This window comes from Flavobacterium sp. PL12, from assembly GCF_039123485.1.
GTDB classification, from domain to species: domain Bacteria; phylum Bacteroidota; class Bacteroidia; order Flavobacteriales; family Flavobacteriaceae; genus Flavobacterium; species Flavobacterium weaverense.
In genome coordinates this window covers 52,713-71,575 of sequence record NZ_JBANDI010000011.1, presented here as the reverse complement: position 1 = coordinate 71,575, position 18,863 = coordinate 52,713, and the positions used below count along the sequence as shown (strand labels likewise).

Sequence of the window (18,863 nt, the reverse complement as noted above, 5' to 3'; positions counted from 1 at the left end):
AATCATTTTTTATTTCTTTCTTTCAAATACAGGTCTGAGACAGTGTAAAATTTCATGTCATTATCTTGAATATATTTACAAATCGCGATTAATGTTTTGTATTCTGTTTCGTATTTTGATTTTGATTTCAAAACCGGTTTATGAGCATAAAATACGACGACTTTATTATTAGCTTTTGCATATTCTAGTAATGATAGAAAATAAGGAATGCTGTATTGTGCATAATTATTATCGATTCCTAAACCAAATAATACCCTACTCTGATTGTCAAAATAGCATCTCTGTAAATGTGGCGGTTCATTACCATAAGTCGTTCCTCTAATAATATTAAATTCATTGAGTAAAATAGTATCTGTCAACGCATCTCTTGATCCGTAGGGATAAGCGAAAGAGTGAATCTCAAATGATTTTTGATTCATAGAATTTATCATTGGAAAAATCTCCGTTTCGAGATAACTGGCTTTGCCATTGTTCTTTTCGAAAGGTGCAGCTTTTACATGAATCCATCCATGGCCGCCTATCTCATTACCTCTATGTTTTAAGATTTTTAATTTATTTAATTCTTTAGAAGAAAGAGTATTAAATTGTGAAACGAAAAATGTAGCCTTCCAATTGTATTTCTCTAAAACTTTAGCTGCATCGTACCATTCATCGACGTAGTTATCATCAAAAGTAATTGCCACTCCTGCCTGAATCTTTTGATCTTTTACAGCAATAAGGTCATTTTCATTCTTGCTGCAAGCAGTCAGAAAAAGAAAAGCAACGAAAGCAAAAGCATATTTTAGATTCATATATTGTTTTCTCTATCGTTTTTATTTGATAAATGTAATTGAATTAAATCTACTTATTCTTACACACTATTTTTTTTCAAAATTTAGTAGGAATAAATTATGCTCTTGTTTTAAGTAAAAGAAATCAAAATCGAATAGAAATCAAACAGTAAAGAAAGCATCTTCTCAAATAACGAAACCTGACTTTTTATTGTTCTTAAAAAACCTGACTTGCTATTTGTCTAATATTTTCTGATTTTCCCATTGAGTAATAATGTAAAACCGGAACACCGGCAGCTTTAAGCTCTAATGATTGCTGGATTGCCCATTCAATTCCTACTTCTCTAATGGCTGCATTATCTTTGCAATCGTCCACTGCTCTGATTAATTCTTCAGGCAAATCGATACGAAAAATTTGTGGTAAAACCTGTAAATGTCTTTGCACTGCAAGCGGTTTAATACCAGGAATTATAGGAACAGTTATTCCCATTTCTCTTGCTTTCTCAACAAATTGAAAATATTTAGCATTGTCAAAAAACATCTGTGTAACCACATAATCTGCTCCTGCATCAACTTTTTCTTTAAGACGTTTTAAATCGGAAAGTAGTGAAGGTGATTCTAGATGTTTTTCAGGATAACCTGCAACACCTATACAAAAATCAGCTTTGTTGTCCACATGCATTACATCATGTAAATACTTCCCTTGATTCAAATGATAAATTTGATTTACCAGATCAACTGCATAATTGTTCCCTCCAACTTTTGCTACAAAGGATTGCTCATCCTTCATCGCATCACCGCGTAAAGCCATAACATTATTAATTCCTAAATAGTGACAATCTACTAAAAGATACTCCGTTTCCTCTTTAGTAAAACCACCACAAAGAACATGAGGGACAGTGTCTACATCATATTTATGTTTTATAGAAGCACAGATACCAAGCGTTCCTGGACGCATTCTCGTTAATCTTTTAGCTAATAAACCATTGCCTTTATCTACATAAATATATTCTTCTCGTGAAGTAGTAACATCAATGAATGGTGGTTTAAATTCCATCAATGGATCAATATTGTCGTATAATTCTTGAATACTTTTGCCTTTTTGAGGCGGAATAATTTCAAATGAGAATAATGTTTCTCCTTTGGATTCCTCTATATGTTGTGTTACTTTCATTCTAAGTCTTAAAGTTTGAATGCCTAAAGTCTAAAGTCAAATCCTTTGGACTTTATAACTTTTGACATTATGACTAATTTTTTAATCTGCTATATTTGGGTTTAACCACTTCATTGCTTCTTCTGTTGGAATACTTCTTCGCTTAGCGTAATCAATAACTTGATCATCTTTTATCTTACCTAGTCCGAAATATTTGCTTTCTGGGTTGGCAAAATAATATCCTGAAACAGCAGAAGCAGGCCACATCGCCATACTTTCGGTTAAAACAACTCCAATTTCTTCTTCTACATTAAGTAGTTTAAAAATTGTTGGCTTTTCTAAATGGTCTGGACAAGCTGGATAACCTGGTGCTGGACGAATTCCTTTATAGGTTTCTGCAATCATATCTTCCGTACTTAAAGCTTCATCAGCTGAGTAACCCCAAATTTCCTTACGTACTTTTTCGTGAAGGTATTCTGCGAAAGCTTCCGCTAAACGATCCGCTAATGCTTTGACCATTATCGCATTATAATCATCTAAATCCTTTACAAATTCTTCAGCCCATTCATCAACACCAAAACCAGTAGCAACACAAAACGCACCCATGTAATCCGTTTTACCACTGTCTTTTGGTGCAATAAAATCAGATAATGCAATATTTGGAGCACCTTTAGTTTTTTGTGATTGCTGACGTAATGTCAAAAATTTATCTAATACTTTTCCATTTTCGTCGCTCAGCTCGATATCATCATCGTTGACTTGGTTCGCTGGAAAAATACCGTAAATTCCTTTGGCATCAAGCTTTTTCTCTTTCAAAATAACCGCTAACATTTCCTGAGCATCAGCAAAAACAGCAGTTGCTTGCTCACCAACTACCTCATCAGTAAGAATAGCTGGATATTTTCCGTGCAATTCCCAAGTTCTAAAAAATGGCGTCCAGTCGATATATGGAACTAAAACATCTATATCAACTTCGATTGATTTTACGCCAATAAAATTCGGTTTCTTAGGAGTGTAGTTCTCCCAATCCAACTTCAATTTATTCTTTCGAGCTTGTTCAATAGTTAAATAATTTTTATCTCGAGATCTATTTAAAAATGTCTCTCTAAAAGCGTCATATTCTTCACGAATCGATGCCATATATATTTTTCGATCATTATTAAGCAGGCTTCCCGCGACCGTAACAGCTCTTGAAGCATCATTAACGTGAATTACTGTTTGTCTGTATTGTGGGGCAATTTTAACGGCAGTATGCGCTCTCGAAGTAGTCGCACCGCCAATCATGATAGGGATTTTGAAATCACGCTTATCTAATTCTTTAGCTAGATAAACCATTTCGTCAAGCGACGGAGTAATTAATCCACTAAGACCAATAATATCAACGTTATGTTCTATTGCCGCAGCTATAATCTTATCTGGAGCAACCATCACACCCAAATCTACGATCTCATAATTATTACACGCTAAAACCACCGAAACAATATTTTTACCAATATCATGAACGTCCCCTTTTACAGTTGCCATTAAGATCTTTCCATTTCCTTGCTTATCGCCCGCTTGTTTGCTAGCTTCAATAAATGGCAATAAATAAGCAACCGCTTTTTTCATTACACGAGCCGATTTTACCACCTGCGGCAAAAACATTTTTCCAGATCCAAATAAATCACCCACGACATTCATTCCTGTCATCAAGTTTATTTCGATAACTTCAATTGGTTTTTTAGCTGATAGTCGCGCTTCCTCGACATCTTCTTCAATAAACTGGTCAACTCCTTTAACAAGCGAATGCGTAATTCTTTCTTGAACGGTTCCTGAACGCCATTCTTGAATTGCTTTCTCATTTCCTTTTACATCGCCTTTTACATTTTCTGCAAAATCCAATAAGCGTTCTGTCGCATCATCTCTTCTATTTAAAATAACATCTTCAACATGCTCTAATAAATCCTTTGGGATTTCGTCGTAAATCGAAAGCATTTCAGGATTTACAATTCCCATTGTCATTCCATTTTGAATGGCATGATACAAAAACACAGAATGCATGGCTTCACGAACCGTATCGTTCCCTCTAAAAGAAAAGGACACGTTGCTTACTCCACCACTAATATGCGCATGAGGTAAGTTTTCACGAACCCATTTTGTTCCTCTAAAAAAATCTAAAGCATTAAGGCGATGCTCGTCCATTCCTGTTGCAACTGGAAATATATTTAAATCAAAGATTATGTCTTGTGCTGGAAAACCAACCTTATCCACTAAAATATCATATGACCGCTGACAAATTTCGACTCTTCGCTCGTAATTATCAGCTTGTCCAACCTCATCAAAAGCCATTACAATTACTGCGGCTCCGTAACGTTTGATTAATTTAGCGTGTTGAATAAAAGCTTCTTCACCTTCTTTCAAAGAAATAGAATTCACTACACTTTTTCCCTGAACTACTTTTAAACCTGCTTCAATAATCTCCCATTTCGAGCTATCAATCATGATGGGTACACGGGAAATATCAGGTTCAGCAGCAATCAAATTCAGGAATTTTTTCATTGCATAAACGCCATCGAGCATCCCTTCATCCATATTAATATCGATGATTTGGGCGCCACCCTCTACTTGCTCTTTTGCAATACTTAGTGCTTCTTCGTACTTTTCTTCCTTAATTAACCGAAGAAATTTTCTAGAACCTGTAACGTTTGTTCGTTCTCCAACGTTGATAAACAAACTCTCTGGTGTTATAATCAAAGGCTCTAATCCTGCTAATACAAGGTTTTTTCTTGTTACTTTTTCTGCCATTTTATTTATTTTTAATTCTAAATCATTTTAAAAACGAAATAGATTTAATCTTTTATCTTATTATTTTGGGCGTGCCCCAAAAGGGTCGGGCTATCCGCTATATCTTTTGTTTCGCTATCGCTTCACAAAAGGATGCCGCTACTATCCCTCACGCAGTTTTGTACTCTGTCATTGCGAGGAACGAAGCAATCCTATTTCTTTGCCCTTATGATGCGATTCCTTTGCGTAATTCCTCTCAACTTGCCAGAATGATCTCCTCTATAGCTTTTTTCTTGGAAAATATTTATTCTCCTTGTGGGCACGAGCATGACGCTCGCGCTCGCAGGGTATTCTCTGTCATTGCGAGGAACGAAGCAATCCTACTAGTTGCTCTCGTGATGCGATTCCGTCGTTCCTCGGAATGACTCACTTGATGCTTTTATTTCTTGAGCACGTTTAGTCTCCTTGTGGACACGAGCTAGACTCTCGCACTCGCAAATGATTTATCCTATTCCAATATTTTTTTTACTGACAAACACCCAATGTCCATTTTCTTTTGTAAAATAATATCTGTCCTTGGTCATAGCTATTCCAATCATTTTTTTAACATCGATAGTCGCTTTGTACTTGTCAACTTTGAAATTTGAAAAACTCACAAACAAAAAATTGATATCATCATTATTAACCTTTACTATCTCTATATTATAATTTGATTTGAAATTAACTAAATCATTTCTATTAATAATGAAACTTGAATTGTAGTCTTTTATATTTTGAACTAAAACAGAATCAATTAACCCTATTTTTATCTGCTCAATTTTAACGTTTTTAAACTCTTCTGAAGTAGGCATTTTACTTGTATCAAAACGCTCAACAGAATCTAACAAAACATTTATATTTTGAATAATTAATTCTCGACCGCTATCAATTTTGATTTCTTGCTTACAACTTGAAAAAAACATCAAACTAAAAAGTACAAATAATGCATTGATTTTTTTTAACATAGCTTCTAATTTTTAATTCATTTCTAAATAAAAAAAGATTTACATCATAACAGTCAAAACTCTCCATTTATAAGTTTAAAACTTTGACAAAGGTTATTAGTGTTTTACATCACCGCAGTCGAAACTCTTGGTTTATAATCCTTAGCAATATCTGCAATCAACTTGATGTGTTGTGGAGTTGTTCCACAACAACCACCTATTATATTTACTAAATTATCGTCTAAATACGTTTTGATTTGGGCTTGCATTTCTTCTGGTGTTTCATCGTATTCTCCAAAAGCATTTGGCAATCCTGCATTAGGATGCGCCGAAACATTAAATGATGTGTTATGAGATAATGTTTGCAAGTATGGTTTCAATAAGTCAGCTCCAAGCGCACAATTGAAACCTACACTTAATAATGGAATGTGTGAAACTGAAACTAAAAATGCTTCAACCGTTTGTCCTGAAAGTGTTCTTCCTGATGCATCGGTAATTGTTCCTGAAACCATGATTGGGATTTCAATATTGCGTTCGTCTTTGACTTCTTCAATAGCAAAAAGCGCTGCTTTAGCATTCAAGGTGTCGAAAATAGTTTCTACAAGTAATATATCGCAGCCACCATCCATCAAGGCTTCTACTTGCTGCTTGTAAGCTTTGCGCAAATCATCAAAAGTTACTGCTCTATACCCTGGATCATTCACATCTGGCGACATACTTGCCGTTCTATTTGTTGGTCCTACTGAACCTGCTACAAAACGAGGTTTCTCTGGATTTCTAGCGGTAAAGTCATCAGCAACTTCGCGAGCAATTTTTGCAGATTGAAAATTCATTTCGTATACAAAATCTTGGAGATGATAATCAGCCATTCCAATAGTGGTACTCGAAAAAGTGTTCGTTTCTATGATGTCTGCTCCTGCATCAAAATATTTAGCATGAACTTCTTTTATCGCTTTGGGTTGGGTCAGTGATAGTAAATCATTATTTCCTTTAAGTGAATGTGGGAAATCTTTAAAACGCTCTCCACGAAAATCTTCTTCGGAGAAATTGTAGCGTTGTAACATAGTTCCCATTGCGCCATCAAGAATAAGAATTCTCTCTTTTATGGCCTTTTGAATATCTGACATAATCGTTTATTTCTTAAAAACCTCTTTGTTATAGAGATCTGTACATTTTATTAATACTAACAAAAATTCAATATATAAACTGCTTAGCCCCGATGGAAACGGCATCCTTTTTATGCTGAATTTATTTCAGTATAAAAAGATACAGTGAACAGCGGGAAAATTATTAGCAAAAAAGCATAATAATTCGCTCCTAAAACTGAAATTAATTCAGTGGGCTAAATATCGATATGTTATCAAGAAAAATTTTGAGAAATACTGCTGTGAGTATTCGTGTGTTATCTATCTTAATTACTGAAATAAATTCAGCATAAAGTAGAATGTAGCACCTTCTTTAAAAGATAAAGGGTTGCTAAGGTTTCATTGGGTCTTTCCCTCCGCCTTTCGTGATAACTGTCAATAAATATATGAACAATGCAAAGTAAAGACATAGCGCTACTACTTGCAAGTAATAACGCTATATTTTTTAACTATTTTATGGGAAATTGTTAAACTATTGCTTTAACCACTGCTTTTGGAGCTTCTTTACGAGTTCCATCAAAGCCGTCTACTCCAGCAACCGTAGTGTATTTTAGAACATATTTCTTACCTGGATTTATGATCTGGTATGCAGCTTGACACATTAAAGTTGCTTCGTGGAAGCCACAAAGTATTAATTTTAATTTTCCTGGATAGATATTTACGTCACCTATTGCAAAAATACCCGGAATATTAGTTTGATAATCTAAAGCATTATTTACTTTGATTGCATTCTTTTCAATTTCTAATCCCCAATCTCCAATAGGACCTAATTTAGGTGTAAGACCAAAAAGTGGAATAAAGAAATCTGTAGCAATTGTTCTTTGTGCTCCGTTTTCATCTAAAACAACCGATTCGATATGTTCGGCGCCATTTATACCGATAACCTCTGCCGGTGTGATTAATCTTATTTTTCCAGCATCTTTTAATTCTTGTACTTTTTCAACAGAATCTAGAGCACCTCTGAATTCGTTTCTTCGATGAACTAACGTTACTTCTGAAGCAATATTAGACAGGAAAATACTCCAATCTAAAGCAGAATCTCCACCTCCAGCGATAACAACTTTCTTATCTCTAAATTCCTCTGGATCTTTTATAAAATATTTAATTCCTTTATCTTCATAGAAATTAATCCCATCAATAAGTGGTTTTCTTGGTTCAAAACTTCCTAAACCACCTGCAATCGCAATTACTGGAGCGTGAAATTGTGTTCCTTTATTAGATGTAACTATAAAAGTTCCATCATCTTGCTTTTCTATTGTTTCTGCTCGTTCTCCTAACGTAAATCCAGGTTCAAACTGCTTAATTTGTTCCATTAAGTTATCAACTAAATCCCCAGCTAAAACTTCTGGAAATCCTGGAATATCGTATATTGGTTTTTTAGGGTATAATTCTGAAAGTTGCCCTCCTGCTTGTGGCAACGCATCTAGTATGTGGCATTTTAACTTTAACAAACCGGCTTCAAAAACAGCAAATAAACCTGTTGGACCAGCTCCTATTATAAGAATATCAGTTTTAATCATTACATTACTATTTATAGTCATTTTTTGAGTTTACAAAGAAACGAATATTTGCTTCTCCTTTTTATGATTTTTATCATTCCTTTAAATCTACAGGAACTTTTTATATATTTTTTAACGTTTCAGTAATCTTATTCATTTTTTCAACTTTTTCTTCAAAGTTTCCTTTCAATGTTTTCCGATATTCATTTAAGTTTTCTACCATTTTATTAATATCATCTGGGATTACTTCTTCAAAAAATTGTCGCAGCCTTTTAGCTGTTGTCGGAGATTTACCATTAGTTGATATAGCAATTTTTACGTTGCCTTTAGTGACAATTCCGCCCAGATAATAATCACACAATTGAGGCGTATCAGCGATATTGCACAGCAAATATCTTTCTCTTGATAAGTTGTAGATCTTCTTATTGACTTCTAAATCATCCGTGCAAGCAATAACCAAATGCCTTTTTTTAAGCATTCTTTTCCTGAATTTTTTCATTGTCAGTTTTACCGAATCATGTTGATGTACTAAATCGACTAATTCTGGTAAAAATCGCGGAGCTACAACTTCAACGATAGCTTTCGGGCTAGATTTTAATAAAAAAGATAATTTTTCTAATCCTACATTTCCGCCGCCAACAATAAGTACATTTAGCTGATGCACTTTTAAAAAAATGGGATACAATTCATTCCTCTCCCCTAACCCCTCTCCGAAGGAGAGGGGAGCCGAGTCGTGAATTTTGGAAAATGATTCTTCTTGTTTCATTACAATCGTATTTTAGAAGAGACAAATTCTTCGTAAAAGCCTTTTAACTTATTACTTTCTTTGACAACTTCACCAATTACGATAATCGCAGGAGAACTCAATTTGTTCTCTGCAACGACTTTTTGAATGCTATCGATTGTTCCAATTCCTACTTTTTCCTGAGGTGTTGTTCCGTTTTGAATAATTGCAACTGCCATTTCTCCTTTAGACACTTTTTGGAATAAAGCAACAATTTCATCTAACTTGCTCATACCCATCAATATTACTACTGTTGCTGTTGATTGAGCCGCTAAAGCAACATCATTAGACAATTTTCTTGTCGAAGTTGTTCCCGTAATTACCCAAAAGCTCTCTGAAACTCCTCTCTTTGTCAACGAAATTCCTTGCATTGCAGGAACCGCAATCGAGGATGAAATTCCAGGAATTACAAATGTGGGAATTCCAAAACTTTCTACGAATTCTATTTCCTCACTTCCTCTTCCAAAAATAAATGGATCTCCACCTTTCAACCGAACCACATGGCCATAAGTCAGCGCATTGTCTACAATTAATTGGTTAATTTCCTCTTGCGTGTATGCATGGTAACCCTTTCTTTTTCCAACAAATATTTTTAATGCGTTTTTAGGTGCAAAAGATAATAGTTCATCATTTGATAGCGCATCGTACAAAACGACATCGGCTTCTGCCAAAGCTTTTGCTCCTTTTATTGTTAGTAAATCTGGATCTCCTGGACCCGCACCAACTAAAGTTACTTGAGGTTTGATTCTATTTTTCATATATTAATTCTTTAGCTCTGAACTCTTCTATAGTATCAAAAAAGGTGATTGCTTGTTGTATGTATTTTTTGGCGAAGGCCTCAGAAGGCTCATTCTTATTGATTTGGAAAACTAAATCTTTGAATGAAGTTTGAAAGGGAATTTTATTTGTTTCTACAAAAACGGTATCAAATAATTCTATTATTCCTGCCTGATGATTCGTTTTTTGGTTTTCAGAAAGTAACAGTGCTTTGGCACCATTTACAAAACCGGAATAGGCGTGATAAATAGCGTCTGACCATTTTTTCTCTTCGAAAGCTTCTCTCGCAAAAGTTAATTTGTCTTTAGCTTCTAATAATAAAGTCGCTACTAAATCAATCACGACGCCAGCACATTCACCAACTCCAACAGCCTTCACGTAATTATCAGCATTTCCCCAATCAACAAAGTCAGCTTCTGTGAGGTTGGTTATATTAGCTAAAGGTTTTAAAATTTCGTAGAAATACTTCTCACCTTTTTCTTCATAATAATTCACAAATGAAGATCCATTTGCATTTGCATCGAAATCATTTAAAATATATCGCAACGCTTCAGGTCCTCGTCGGCTGGGAATTTTGATTACTTTATCAGCAAAACGACCTTTCCCGTTTCTTAGGTTTCCACCACCCAAAAGAACTTGCAAAGCAGGAGCAACTAATTTTCCAGCATTAATTGACATTCCTTGAAAACCAATTGCTGACATATTATGTTGTCCGCAAGCATTCATACAACCGCTAATTTTAATTTCAATTTCGCTGTTGTTTTTATAGTAAGGATATTCGGCTTCAATAACTTTCTCAAGTTCTTCTGCAATTCCGGTGCTGCTTGCGATTCCGAGATTACAAGTATCAGTCCCTGGACAAGCGGTGATATCAGCAGTAGAATTATATCCTAGAGCGACCATATCTAATTTAGCCAATTCTTGATAAAAGAAAGGAAGATTTTCGTCTTTTACATTCCTAATAACAATATTCTGACGCAGTGAAAAACGCAATTCATTGGCCGCATAATTTTTTATTAAGTCTGCTAAAATTCTCGCTTTGTCCGTATAAAAATCACCTAAAAGTACTTTGATACCTATAGCAACATATCCTTTTTGTTTTTGCGGGATAACATTAGATTTTTTCCACTTTTCATAAGCGGAGGCATCCGTAATCGTAACTTTTGGCACTTCCAATAAAGTTTCTGGAATAGTTTCATCAAATCCTGCAATGTCGATTTCGTATGTCTCAAAAGCGATTGCTTTTTTCTCTTTTTCAACCAATTCTAGAAAAGCTTCTTTTCCTATATCTTTGATTAAAAACTTCATACGTGCTTTCATTCTTTTATTGCGTTCCCCATGTCTATCAAAAACGCGAATGATACCTTCAGCCGTTGGAACAATTTCGTTTGCGGGAATAAAATCGCTTAAAAGTTCTGCGTGAATAGGTTGAGAACCTAATCCACCACCAAGCATCACTTTGAATCCTCTTTTTCCATTAACAATTTTTGGAATAAATCCTAAATCATGTAAATAACTTAGAGCAGTATCTTCATCAGACGAAGAAAATGAAATTTTGAATTTACGTCCCATTTCTTGGCAAATAGGATTTCGCAACAAATATTGAAACATTCCGTGCGCATAAGGAGACACATCAAAAGGTTCGTTGACATCAACACCCGCTAATTCGCTCGCTGTAATATTACGAACCGTATTTCCACAAGCTTCACGCAATGTGATATCATCTTTAGCTAAATTTGCCCAAAGTTCAGGTGTTCTGTCTAGACTGACATAGTGAATTTGGATATCTTGACGAGTGGTAATATGCAAACGGCCTGTTGAATATTCATCAGAAACTTTTGTAATACGCACTAATTGCTCGCTAGTAACTTTTCCAAAAGGTAATTTAATGCGTATCATTTGAACTCCTTCTTGGCGCTGACCGTAAATTCCTCGTGCTAAACGAAGACTGCGAAAACGTTCTCCATCAATTGTTCCGCCACGAAAAGCATGAATCTTTTTTTCTAAATCAATTATTTCTTTTTCGACGATTGGATTTTCTAATTCTGTTCTAAAACTTTGCATTTCCTAGTATGATTTTTCCTCCCCCCGACCCCCTCCAAAGTAGAGGGAGCCGTTATGGAAAGTGGTTGTCTTAAATGGTTGTTTATTCCGAGGCGGTTTAGGAGGATCTACTTTATAAAACCAACTCCAGCAGTAGTATTTGTGGATGCATCAATTAAGATAAAAGCGCCATTTGATTTATTATCGTTGTAAGAATCAAAATAAAGAGCTTTACTCAATTTAATTGTGACTTCTCCAATTTCATTAATAGATAATTGAGTAGCTGGCGTAGCACCTGAATAATCAGTTGCGATAACGTTTTTAACACTATCAATTTTAGCTAAAACTCTATTTGTGTTATGCTGAATATAATATTTAGCTCCTGCAAATAATTTTTTGCTGTCCATCCAGCAAACGGTTGTAGTGATGTCTTTTTCTATTCTAGGAAGTTCATCTGATTTTACAATCATGTCTCCTCTAGTGACATTAATATCATTTTCTAATTCAAGAGTAATGGAAGAACCAACGCTTGCTTCACTAAATTGTTTATCGAAAAAGTGAATTTTCGTCACTTTAGATTCGGTTAACGAAGGAAGAACTGTCACAGCATCTCCAACTTTGATATTATTACCGTATAATTTACCAGCATATCCTCTAAAATCGTGGTATTCTTCTGTCTTAGGACGGATTACCGTTTGTACAGGAAAACGTGCTTTTCCATTATCATAGATATCTTTTGACTCTAATCCTTCCAAATGTTGTAGAATAGTTTGTCCAGTGTACCAAGGCATTTTTCCTAATGTTTCTACCACATTATCTCCTGTTAAAGCACTTAATGGAATGTAACTTACATTTTGTTCTTTGTAGCAGCTTTTTTTATTTAACGCTTGAAAATCTTCTTTGATTTTGTTGTACACTTCTTCAGAATAGTCAACTAAATCCATTTTATTTACGGCAACAATTACATCTTTTACTCTCAATAAATTATTGATAAAAAAGTGACGGTAGGTTTGCTCAATAACTCCTTTTCTAGCGTCAATCAAAATAATTGAAACTTGAGAAGTAGAAGCTCCCGTTACCATGTTTCTTGTATATTCTACATGACCTGGCGTATCCGCAATGATGTAACTTTTCTTGGCTGTCGAAAAATAAATATGCGCTACATCAATTGTAATTCCTTGTTCTCTCTCAGCAACTAATCCGTCAGTTGCTAGCGAAAAATCAAGATAATCATATCCTTTTTGCTTGCTGCTTTTTTCGATTGCTTCTAATTTATCTGATGTTAAAGATTGTGTATCATACAATAATCTCCCAATTAAAGTGCTTTTTCCATCATCTACACTTCCTGCTGTTGCTATTTTTAAAACTTCCATCAGTTTTTGTTTTATTTTAAATATTGAATTCTAAACTTTATTTTAAATGTTGAATTTTAAATGCATCAGAAATAATTCAAACATTCATAATTTATAATTTAAAATAATTTCCTAAAAGTATCCTTGTTGTTTTCTTTTCTCCATTGCTGCTTCCGAACGTTTGTCATCAATTCTAGCACCTCTTTCAGAAATAGTTGATGTCCTAATTTCGCCGACAACCTCAGTAATTGTTGCAGCGTAAGAATCAACTGCAGCAGTGCAACTCATATCTCCCACAGTCCTGAAACGAACAATTCTTTCTTCGATTTCTTCATCTTCTTCTTGGTAAACAAAAGGAGAATGAGACCAAATCAATCCATCTCGCATAAAAACTTTGCGTTTATGTGAAAAGTAAATAGATGGAATTTCAATTTGTTCTTGTTCGATATAACTCCAAACATCCAGCTCTGTCCAGTTTGAAATTGGGAAAACTCGAACATTTTGACCATTTTCAATTTTGCCATTTAGCAAATCAAATAATTCAGGACGTTGATTTTTTTCATCCCATTGACCAAAATCATCACGAACAGAAAAAATGCGTTCTTTAGCTCTCGCTTTTTCTTCATCGCGACGCGCACCACCAATGCAAGCATCAAATTTAAATTCTTCAATTGCATCAAGAAGTGTAGTCGTTTGCAAACTATTTCTACTCGAATATTTTCCTGATTCCTCAACAACTTTACCTTCGTCGATAGCATCTTGAACATTTCGAACGATAAGTTCTAAACCTAATTCTTTAACCAATCGGTCTCTAAACTCGATAGTTTCTGGAAAATTATGTCCAGTATCAACATGTAACAATGGAAAAGGAATTTTAGCTGGGAAAAATGCTTTTTGAGCTAATCGCACTAAAGTAATTGAATCCTTTCCACCTGAAAAAAGCAAAACCGGTTTGTCAAACTGAGAAATAACTTCTCTAAATATATATATCGCTTCGCTTTCTAAAGCATTTGTTTTTAATGTCGTACTCATTTTTCTTTGTTTAAAAGTTTAAGGTTAAAAGTTCAAGGTTAGTATAGCCTCGTCTAAAATCTCTCACTAGTATCATATTTTATATTCTCTTTGTTCTTTACTCTTTCTTCGCCTCATGCAAACCACATTCTTTATGGCTGGATTCCCACCACCATCTTCCTGCTCGAATATCTTCTCCTGCAGCAATCGCTCTGGTGCAAGGAGCGCAACCAATGCTTATAAATCCTTGTTTGTGTAAAACATTTTGTGGCACATTATGATGATCAATATAGTGTTGAACTTCTTCTAACGTCCATTTCAATAACGGATTGAATTTGATGATCTTGAAATGCGCATCATATTCAAAAAAATTCAAATCATTCCTATTGTCTGATTGCTCTGCTCTCAAGCCTGTAATCCAAATTTTATTCCCACTTAATGCTTTGGTTAGCGGTGCTACTTTTCGAATAAAACAGCATTCTTTTCTATTTTCAATACTTTCATAAAAACTGTTCGGACCTTTTTTATTCAGTAATTCTTCTACAGCGACAGACTCAGGAAAGTAAACTTTAATCTCTTTTTTATATTTTTTCAATGTTTTATGAAATACATCATAAGTTTCCTGAAACAATCGGCCTGTATCCAAAGTAAAAATGGTGATTGGCAAATCTTCAGCAGTAATTAGCGCAGTGATTACTTGATCTTCTTGCCCAAAAGAAGTTGAAAAAACTATTTCGTTTTGAAATTCAGAAGCTAAAAAACGTAACGTCTCGTCTATTGAGAAGTTTTTCGTTTTTTCACTTAATTGCTGTGCTAGTATTATACTCATTATAGTATGTTATTTTAAATCTATTACCCTATCGGAATAGTAGATTGAATTGCAAATGTAATATATAATTTTAGAAAACAAAATAAAAAAATTATTTTATTCTATTTTAGTTCGCTTCTTAGCGCTTGACAGCAAAGGCTTTGAAGAGATTAAGCATTATTTTTATGGAATTCTTAAACAGCAACAATTATTTTATTATATCCTCAAAAAATAGTTTGTCAGTTTACATTTGACGTAATTCTAACTAAAATATATTAATTACTCTACTTTCCCGATAGGATGATTATAAAATATTATTATTTTTGTCGAAAAAAAAATTTTATGGATTTCTAATTCGGTTTAGTAATTGCAGGATTAGTTGTGGGTTTCATTGTAGGCATGACAGGTGTAGGCGGTGGCTCTTTGATGACTCCTATCTTATTATGGTTTGGAATTCCACCTACAACCGCAGTTGGCACTGATTTATTGTATGCAGCTTTTACTAAAATGGGCGGTATCTATGTCCATCATAAAAAACAAAACATCAATTGGTCTATTACGGGTTGGCTATCGCTAGGAAGTGTTCCAGCGGCTTTACTAACATTGTGGATTTTACACAGTATAAAAACCGATGTAACCGCACTAAACGATATAATAAAATACGGATTAGGTTGGGCGCTTATCCTTACGTCAATAGCGATTTTATTTAAAAAGAAATTATTGATATTGTCTCAAAAACACGCTGGCAATAAATTTCATAGCGAAAGTAAAACGCGCAATTTATTGACAGTCGCAATTGGAATATTACTTGGCGCAACAGTTACACTAACATCAATTGGAGCGGGAGCTTTGGGAACTGTCACTTTGTTTTTCCTTTATCCTCTTCTAGCAACTCCACGATTAGTAGGAACTGAAATTGCTCACGCTGTTCCGCTAACACTTGTTGCTGGTTTAGGACACGCTTCAATGGGAAACTTAGATTTAGGCTTGTTGGGACAATTATTGCTGGGCTCTCTACCTGGAATTTATTTTGGAAGCATGCTTAGCGGAAAAGTTCCTGATTTGTTTTTGAGAAATGCAATCGCTATCATGCTATTTATGGTGGGATATAAATTGCTTTTTTAGTTTTTAGGTTTTGCGATGCGGTATTTTAATTACTAAGAAAGTACTTCCTTTTTTAATCCATATAAGACATTTAAGAAAATATAATCGATCGGTATTTTTTATTACCGAGATCCTTTAAAATGTTATTTCGTAAAAGAATTTGAAACTGAAATCGGTTTTTTTGCGTGAGGGATTGCAGTGGAGCTCTTTATTTATTGGGTTTCGTTTGAAAAACGAGACTTACTAAATAAAAGCGGGAACGTAAAGCCCGACCCGAAGTTGCGAGGAGGAACGACGAAGTAAACTGCGGGACACGCCCAAATAAATGGTATTGAAATAATGAATTAAAAGGCGATATCAGCGAGTGTGTTACTTTCCAATATCTGTAACGTATTATCACGAACATCAATCATTAGTTTGCGAACAGCACATGCCACCTCATCTTTACAATCATCACACTTTTCATAGAAATTGTGACTTGCGCAAGGCAAAAGTGCTATGGGTCCTTCTAAAATTCGGTAGACATGAGCCATATTGATATCTTTGGGATCTTTGATCAAATAGTATCCACCACCTTTACCTTTTTTAGCACCTAAAAACCCCGAATGACGAAGTAATAACAAAATACTTTCTAAAAACTTTAATGAAATATTTTCGCTTTTTGCTATTTCAGCAATTTGAATAGGAGTGTTGTTCTCCTGACGAGCCAAAAAAGTCATTGCTTTTATTCCGTATTTTGTTTTTTTTGAAAGCATTTTTAACTATTGTTGATTGAGGATTAACGATTTTAGATCTTTAAAAAATTAGTATCGTATTTTTTAATTTTTGGCACCAACACCAAATCTACAATCAAAAATCGTTAATCACAAATCTAAAATCTTACGCAAGCGCCTGCTTTAAATCAGCAATCACATCTTTTACAGTTTCTAACCCAACTGAAACACGAACTAAACCATCTGTGATACTTACAGCTAATCTTTCTTCAACTGATAATTTACTATGCGTTGTTGAAGCAGGATGCGTTACAATTGTTCGCGTATCGCCTAAATTAGGTGACAATGAACATAATTTAATTTTATCCAAAAATGCTCTTCCCGCTTCAAGACCTCCTTTGATTTCAAATGCTACAATGTTTCCACCTAAACTCATTTGTTTTTTTGCAATTTTACATTGCGCGTGAGACTTTAAAAAAGGATATTTTACCTGGTTGACATTAGGATGACTTTCTAAAAACTCTGCTACTTTAAGCGCGTTTTCGCAATGTTTTTCTACTCGAACGGCCAATGTTTCTAAACTTTTTGAAAGTACCCAAGCATTAAATGGTGATAAAGATGGCCCTGTGAGTCTAGAAAATAAATATATTTCTTTAATCAAATCAACATCCCCCACAGTTACTCCTCCCAAAACTCGTCCTTGACCATCAATTAGTTTAGTTGCGGAGTGAACGACTAAATGCGCTCCCCATTTTATAGGCTGTTGAATGTAAGGTGTAGCAAAGCAATTATCAATTATTAAAATCAAATTGTGCTTTTTAGCTATGTCTCCTAGTAACTCCAAATCTATAATATCAATTGCGGGATTGGTAGGCGATTCTGCGAAAAGTATTTTTGTATTGGGCTTTATGAAACTTTCAATAGTTTCTGGTTTGTTGATATCAAAATAAGAGGTCTCAATATTCCATTTCGGGAAGTATTTCATAAAAAGAGAATGAGTCGCTCCAAAAACGCTTCCTGCTGACACGATGTGATCACCAGAGTTTAACAAAGCTCCTAAAGTAGAATATACCGCTGCCATACCTGAAGCAAAGGCATAACCGGCCTCAGCCCCTTCCATTTTACAAATTTTATTTACAAATTCGTTGGTATTTGGGTTACTGTATCGGCTGTAGATATTTCTATCCTTTTCTTCTGCGAATGATGCTCGCATATCTTCGGCATCTTCAAAAACAAAACTAGATGTTAAGTATAAAGGCACTGAATGCTCTAAATATTGTGTTCTTTCTATTTGATTGCGGATCGCTTGGGTTTCAAATCCAAATTCTTCTTCGTTCATATAAGTTGTATTTTCCCCACCCCAGCCCTTCCGCTGCGGCGGAGAGGGAGCCGAGACTAGAGTGTTATTATTTAAAAAATCAGCAATTATTTATAAGTTGCTAGTTCCCCCTTCGTGTGTTAAGGGGATTCCATTCAAAACCACTTTGTAATGAACAGTAGCTGTTGGTTCTAAAGTTTTCGAAACCGAGCAATATTTCTCGAAAGAAAGTTGTGCGGCTCTCGCTGCTTTTTCAGGAATAATTTCACCTTCTAAGTGAAAAACAACGTGAATGTCTTTAAAAGGCTTTGCCTCTCCTACTTGGACTCTTTCGCCATCAACCTCAGCTTTAAACGAAGTAATTTCTTGACGTTGCTTTTTTAGAATCGAAATCATATCTATGGCGCTACATCCAGCTACTCCCATTAATATCAATTCCATGGGACTTGGCCCCATATCATTGCCTCCAAATTCTGGACGACTGTCTACGTTTACTATATGTCCACGTTCGTTTTTTAATTCGAAATGGAAATTGTCGTTTACTCTATTTAATGTTACTTTCATAATATCCCCTCCCCAACCCTCCCCGAAAGGGAGGGAGCCAAGACCGGAGGTATGTCCCTTTTATACTTATTTATAT

At 34.8% G+C, this 18,863-nt stretch carries 16 protein-coding genes and 1 riboswitch; of the genes, 1 reads left to right on the top strand and 15 read right to left on the bottom strand.

Annotation, left to right across the window (positions count from 1 at the left end; translation table 11 throughout):
* Positions 1–2 precede the first annotated feature (2 nt).
* The 12 genes from RCH19_RS06970 to RCH19_RS06915 form a co-directional block, all read right to left on the bottom strand.
* Complete coding sequence (locus RCH19_RS06970; RefSeq protein ID WP_343022611.1) at positions 3–791, bottom strand: polysaccharide deacetylase family protein; 789 nt, start codon at positions 789–791, stop codon at positions 3–5.
* Between the two features lie 196 nt (positions 792–987).
* Positions 988–1,944, bottom strand: a complete 957-nt coding sequence (gene metF / locus RCH19_RS06965) for a methylenetetrahydrofolate reductase [NAD(P)H] (RefSeq protein ID WP_343022610.1) — start codon at positions 1,942–1,944, stop codon at positions 988–990.
* An 81-nt stretch (positions 1,945–2,025) separates the two neighbouring features.
* Positions 2,026–4,707: a methionine synthase gene (gene metH / locus RCH19_RS06960; protein ID WP_343022609.1), complete on the bottom strand. Its 2,682-nt coding sequence runs from the start codon at positions 4,705–4,707 to the stop codon at positions 2,026–2,028.
* 482 nt (positions 4,708–5,189) lie between these two features.
* Positions 5,190–5,690: a hypothetical protein gene (locus RCH19_RS06955; protein WP_343022608.1), complete on the bottom strand. Its 501-nt coding sequence runs from the start codon at positions 5,688–5,690 to the stop codon at positions 5,190–5,192.
* 104 nt (positions 5,691–5,794) lie between these two features.
* Positions 5,795–6,796 carry a homocysteine S-methyltransferase family protein gene (locus RCH19_RS06950; RefSeq protein ID WP_121925049.1) on the bottom strand — a complete coding sequence of 334 codons (1,002 nt, stop codon included), beginning with the start codon at positions 6,794–6,796 and terminating at the stop codon, positions 5,795–5,797.
* Positions 6,797–7,068: 272 nt separating this feature from the next.
* Positions 7,069–7,189, bottom strand: a riboswitch (SAM riboswitch).
* A 92-nt stretch (positions 7,190–7,281) separates the two neighbouring features.
* A complete protein-coding gene (locus RCH19_RS06945; protein WP_121925115.1) occupies positions 7,282–8,334 on the bottom strand; it encodes an NAD(P)/FAD-dependent oxidoreductase in 1,053 nt (350 codons plus the stop codon).
* Positions 8,335–8,434: 100 nt separating this feature from the next.
* Complete coding sequence (locus tag RCH19_RS06940) at positions 8,435–9,079, bottom strand: bifunctional precorrin-2 dehydrogenase/sirohydrochlorin ferrochelatase (protein WP_343022607.1); 645 nt, start codon at positions 9,077–9,079, stop codon at positions 8,435–8,437.
* Complete coding sequence (cobA, locus tag RCH19_RS06935; RefSeq protein WP_343022606.1) at positions 9,079–9,855, bottom strand: uroporphyrinogen-III C-methyltransferase; 777 nt, start codon at positions 9,853–9,855, stop codon at positions 9,079–9,081. Before cobA ends, RCH19_RS06940 begins: the two co-directional genes overlap by 1 nt.
* Positions 9,845–11,938, bottom strand: a complete 2,094-nt coding sequence (locus RCH19_RS06930; protein ID WP_343022605.1) for a HEPN domain-containing protein — start codon at positions 11,936–11,938, stop codon at positions 9,845–9,847. Before RCH19_RS06930 ends, cobA begins: the two co-directional genes overlap by 11 nt.
* 107 nt (positions 11,939–12,045) lie before the next feature.
* Positions 12,046–13,290, bottom strand: a complete 1,245-nt coding sequence (locus RCH19_RS06925; RefSeq protein ID WP_343022604.1) for a GTP-binding protein — start codon at positions 13,288–13,290, stop codon at positions 12,046–12,048.
* 111 nt (positions 13,291–13,401) lie between these two features.
* The gene (gene cysD / locus RCH19_RS06920; protein WP_121925044.1) at positions 13,402–14,301 is read right to left on the bottom strand and encodes a sulfate adenylyltransferase subunit CysD; all 900 of its coding nucleotides are present in this window, start codon (positions 14,299–14,301) and stop codon (positions 13,402–13,404) included.
* A gap of 97 nt (positions 14,302–14,398) precedes the next feature.
* Positions 14,399–15,109, bottom strand: coding sequence for a phosphoadenylyl-sulfate reductase (locus tag RCH19_RS06915; protein WP_343022603.1), 711 nt, complete (start codon positions 15,107–15,109; stop codon positions 14,399–14,401).
* Between the two features lie 345 nt (positions 15,110–15,454).
* On the opposite strand from RCH19_RS06915, the gene RCH19_RS06910 reads away from it, so the two are divergent.
* Entirely contained in the window at positions 15,455–16,213 is a 759-nt protein-coding gene (locus tag RCH19_RS06910; protein WP_343022641.1) for a sulfite exporter TauE/SafE family protein, read from the top strand.
* Between the two features lie 323 nt (positions 16,214–16,536).
* Here RCH19_RS06910 and RCH19_RS06905 read toward each other — a convergent pair whose 3' ends face one another.
* The 3 genes from RCH19_RS06905 to RCH19_RS06895 form a co-directional block, all read right to left on the bottom strand.
* A complete protein-coding gene (locus RCH19_RS06905) occupies positions 16,537–16,947 on the bottom strand; it encodes an Rrf2 family transcriptional regulator (RefSeq protein WP_343022602.1) in 411 nt (136 codons plus the stop codon).
* Positions 16,948–17,071: 124 nt separating this feature from the next.
* On the bottom strand, positions 17,072–18,244 hold the full coding sequence (locus RCH19_RS06900) for an aminotransferase class I/II-fold pyridoxal phosphate-dependent enzyme (protein ID WP_343022601.1): 1,173 nt from the start codon (positions 18,242–18,244) through the stop codon (positions 17,072–17,074).
* 90 nt (positions 18,245–18,334) lie between these two features.
* A complete protein-coding gene (locus RCH19_RS06895) occupies positions 18,335–18,787 on the bottom strand; it encodes an OsmC family protein (RefSeq protein ID WP_343022600.1) in 453 nt (150 codons plus the stop codon).
* Between the last annotated feature and the right edge of the window lie 76 nt (positions 18,788–18,863).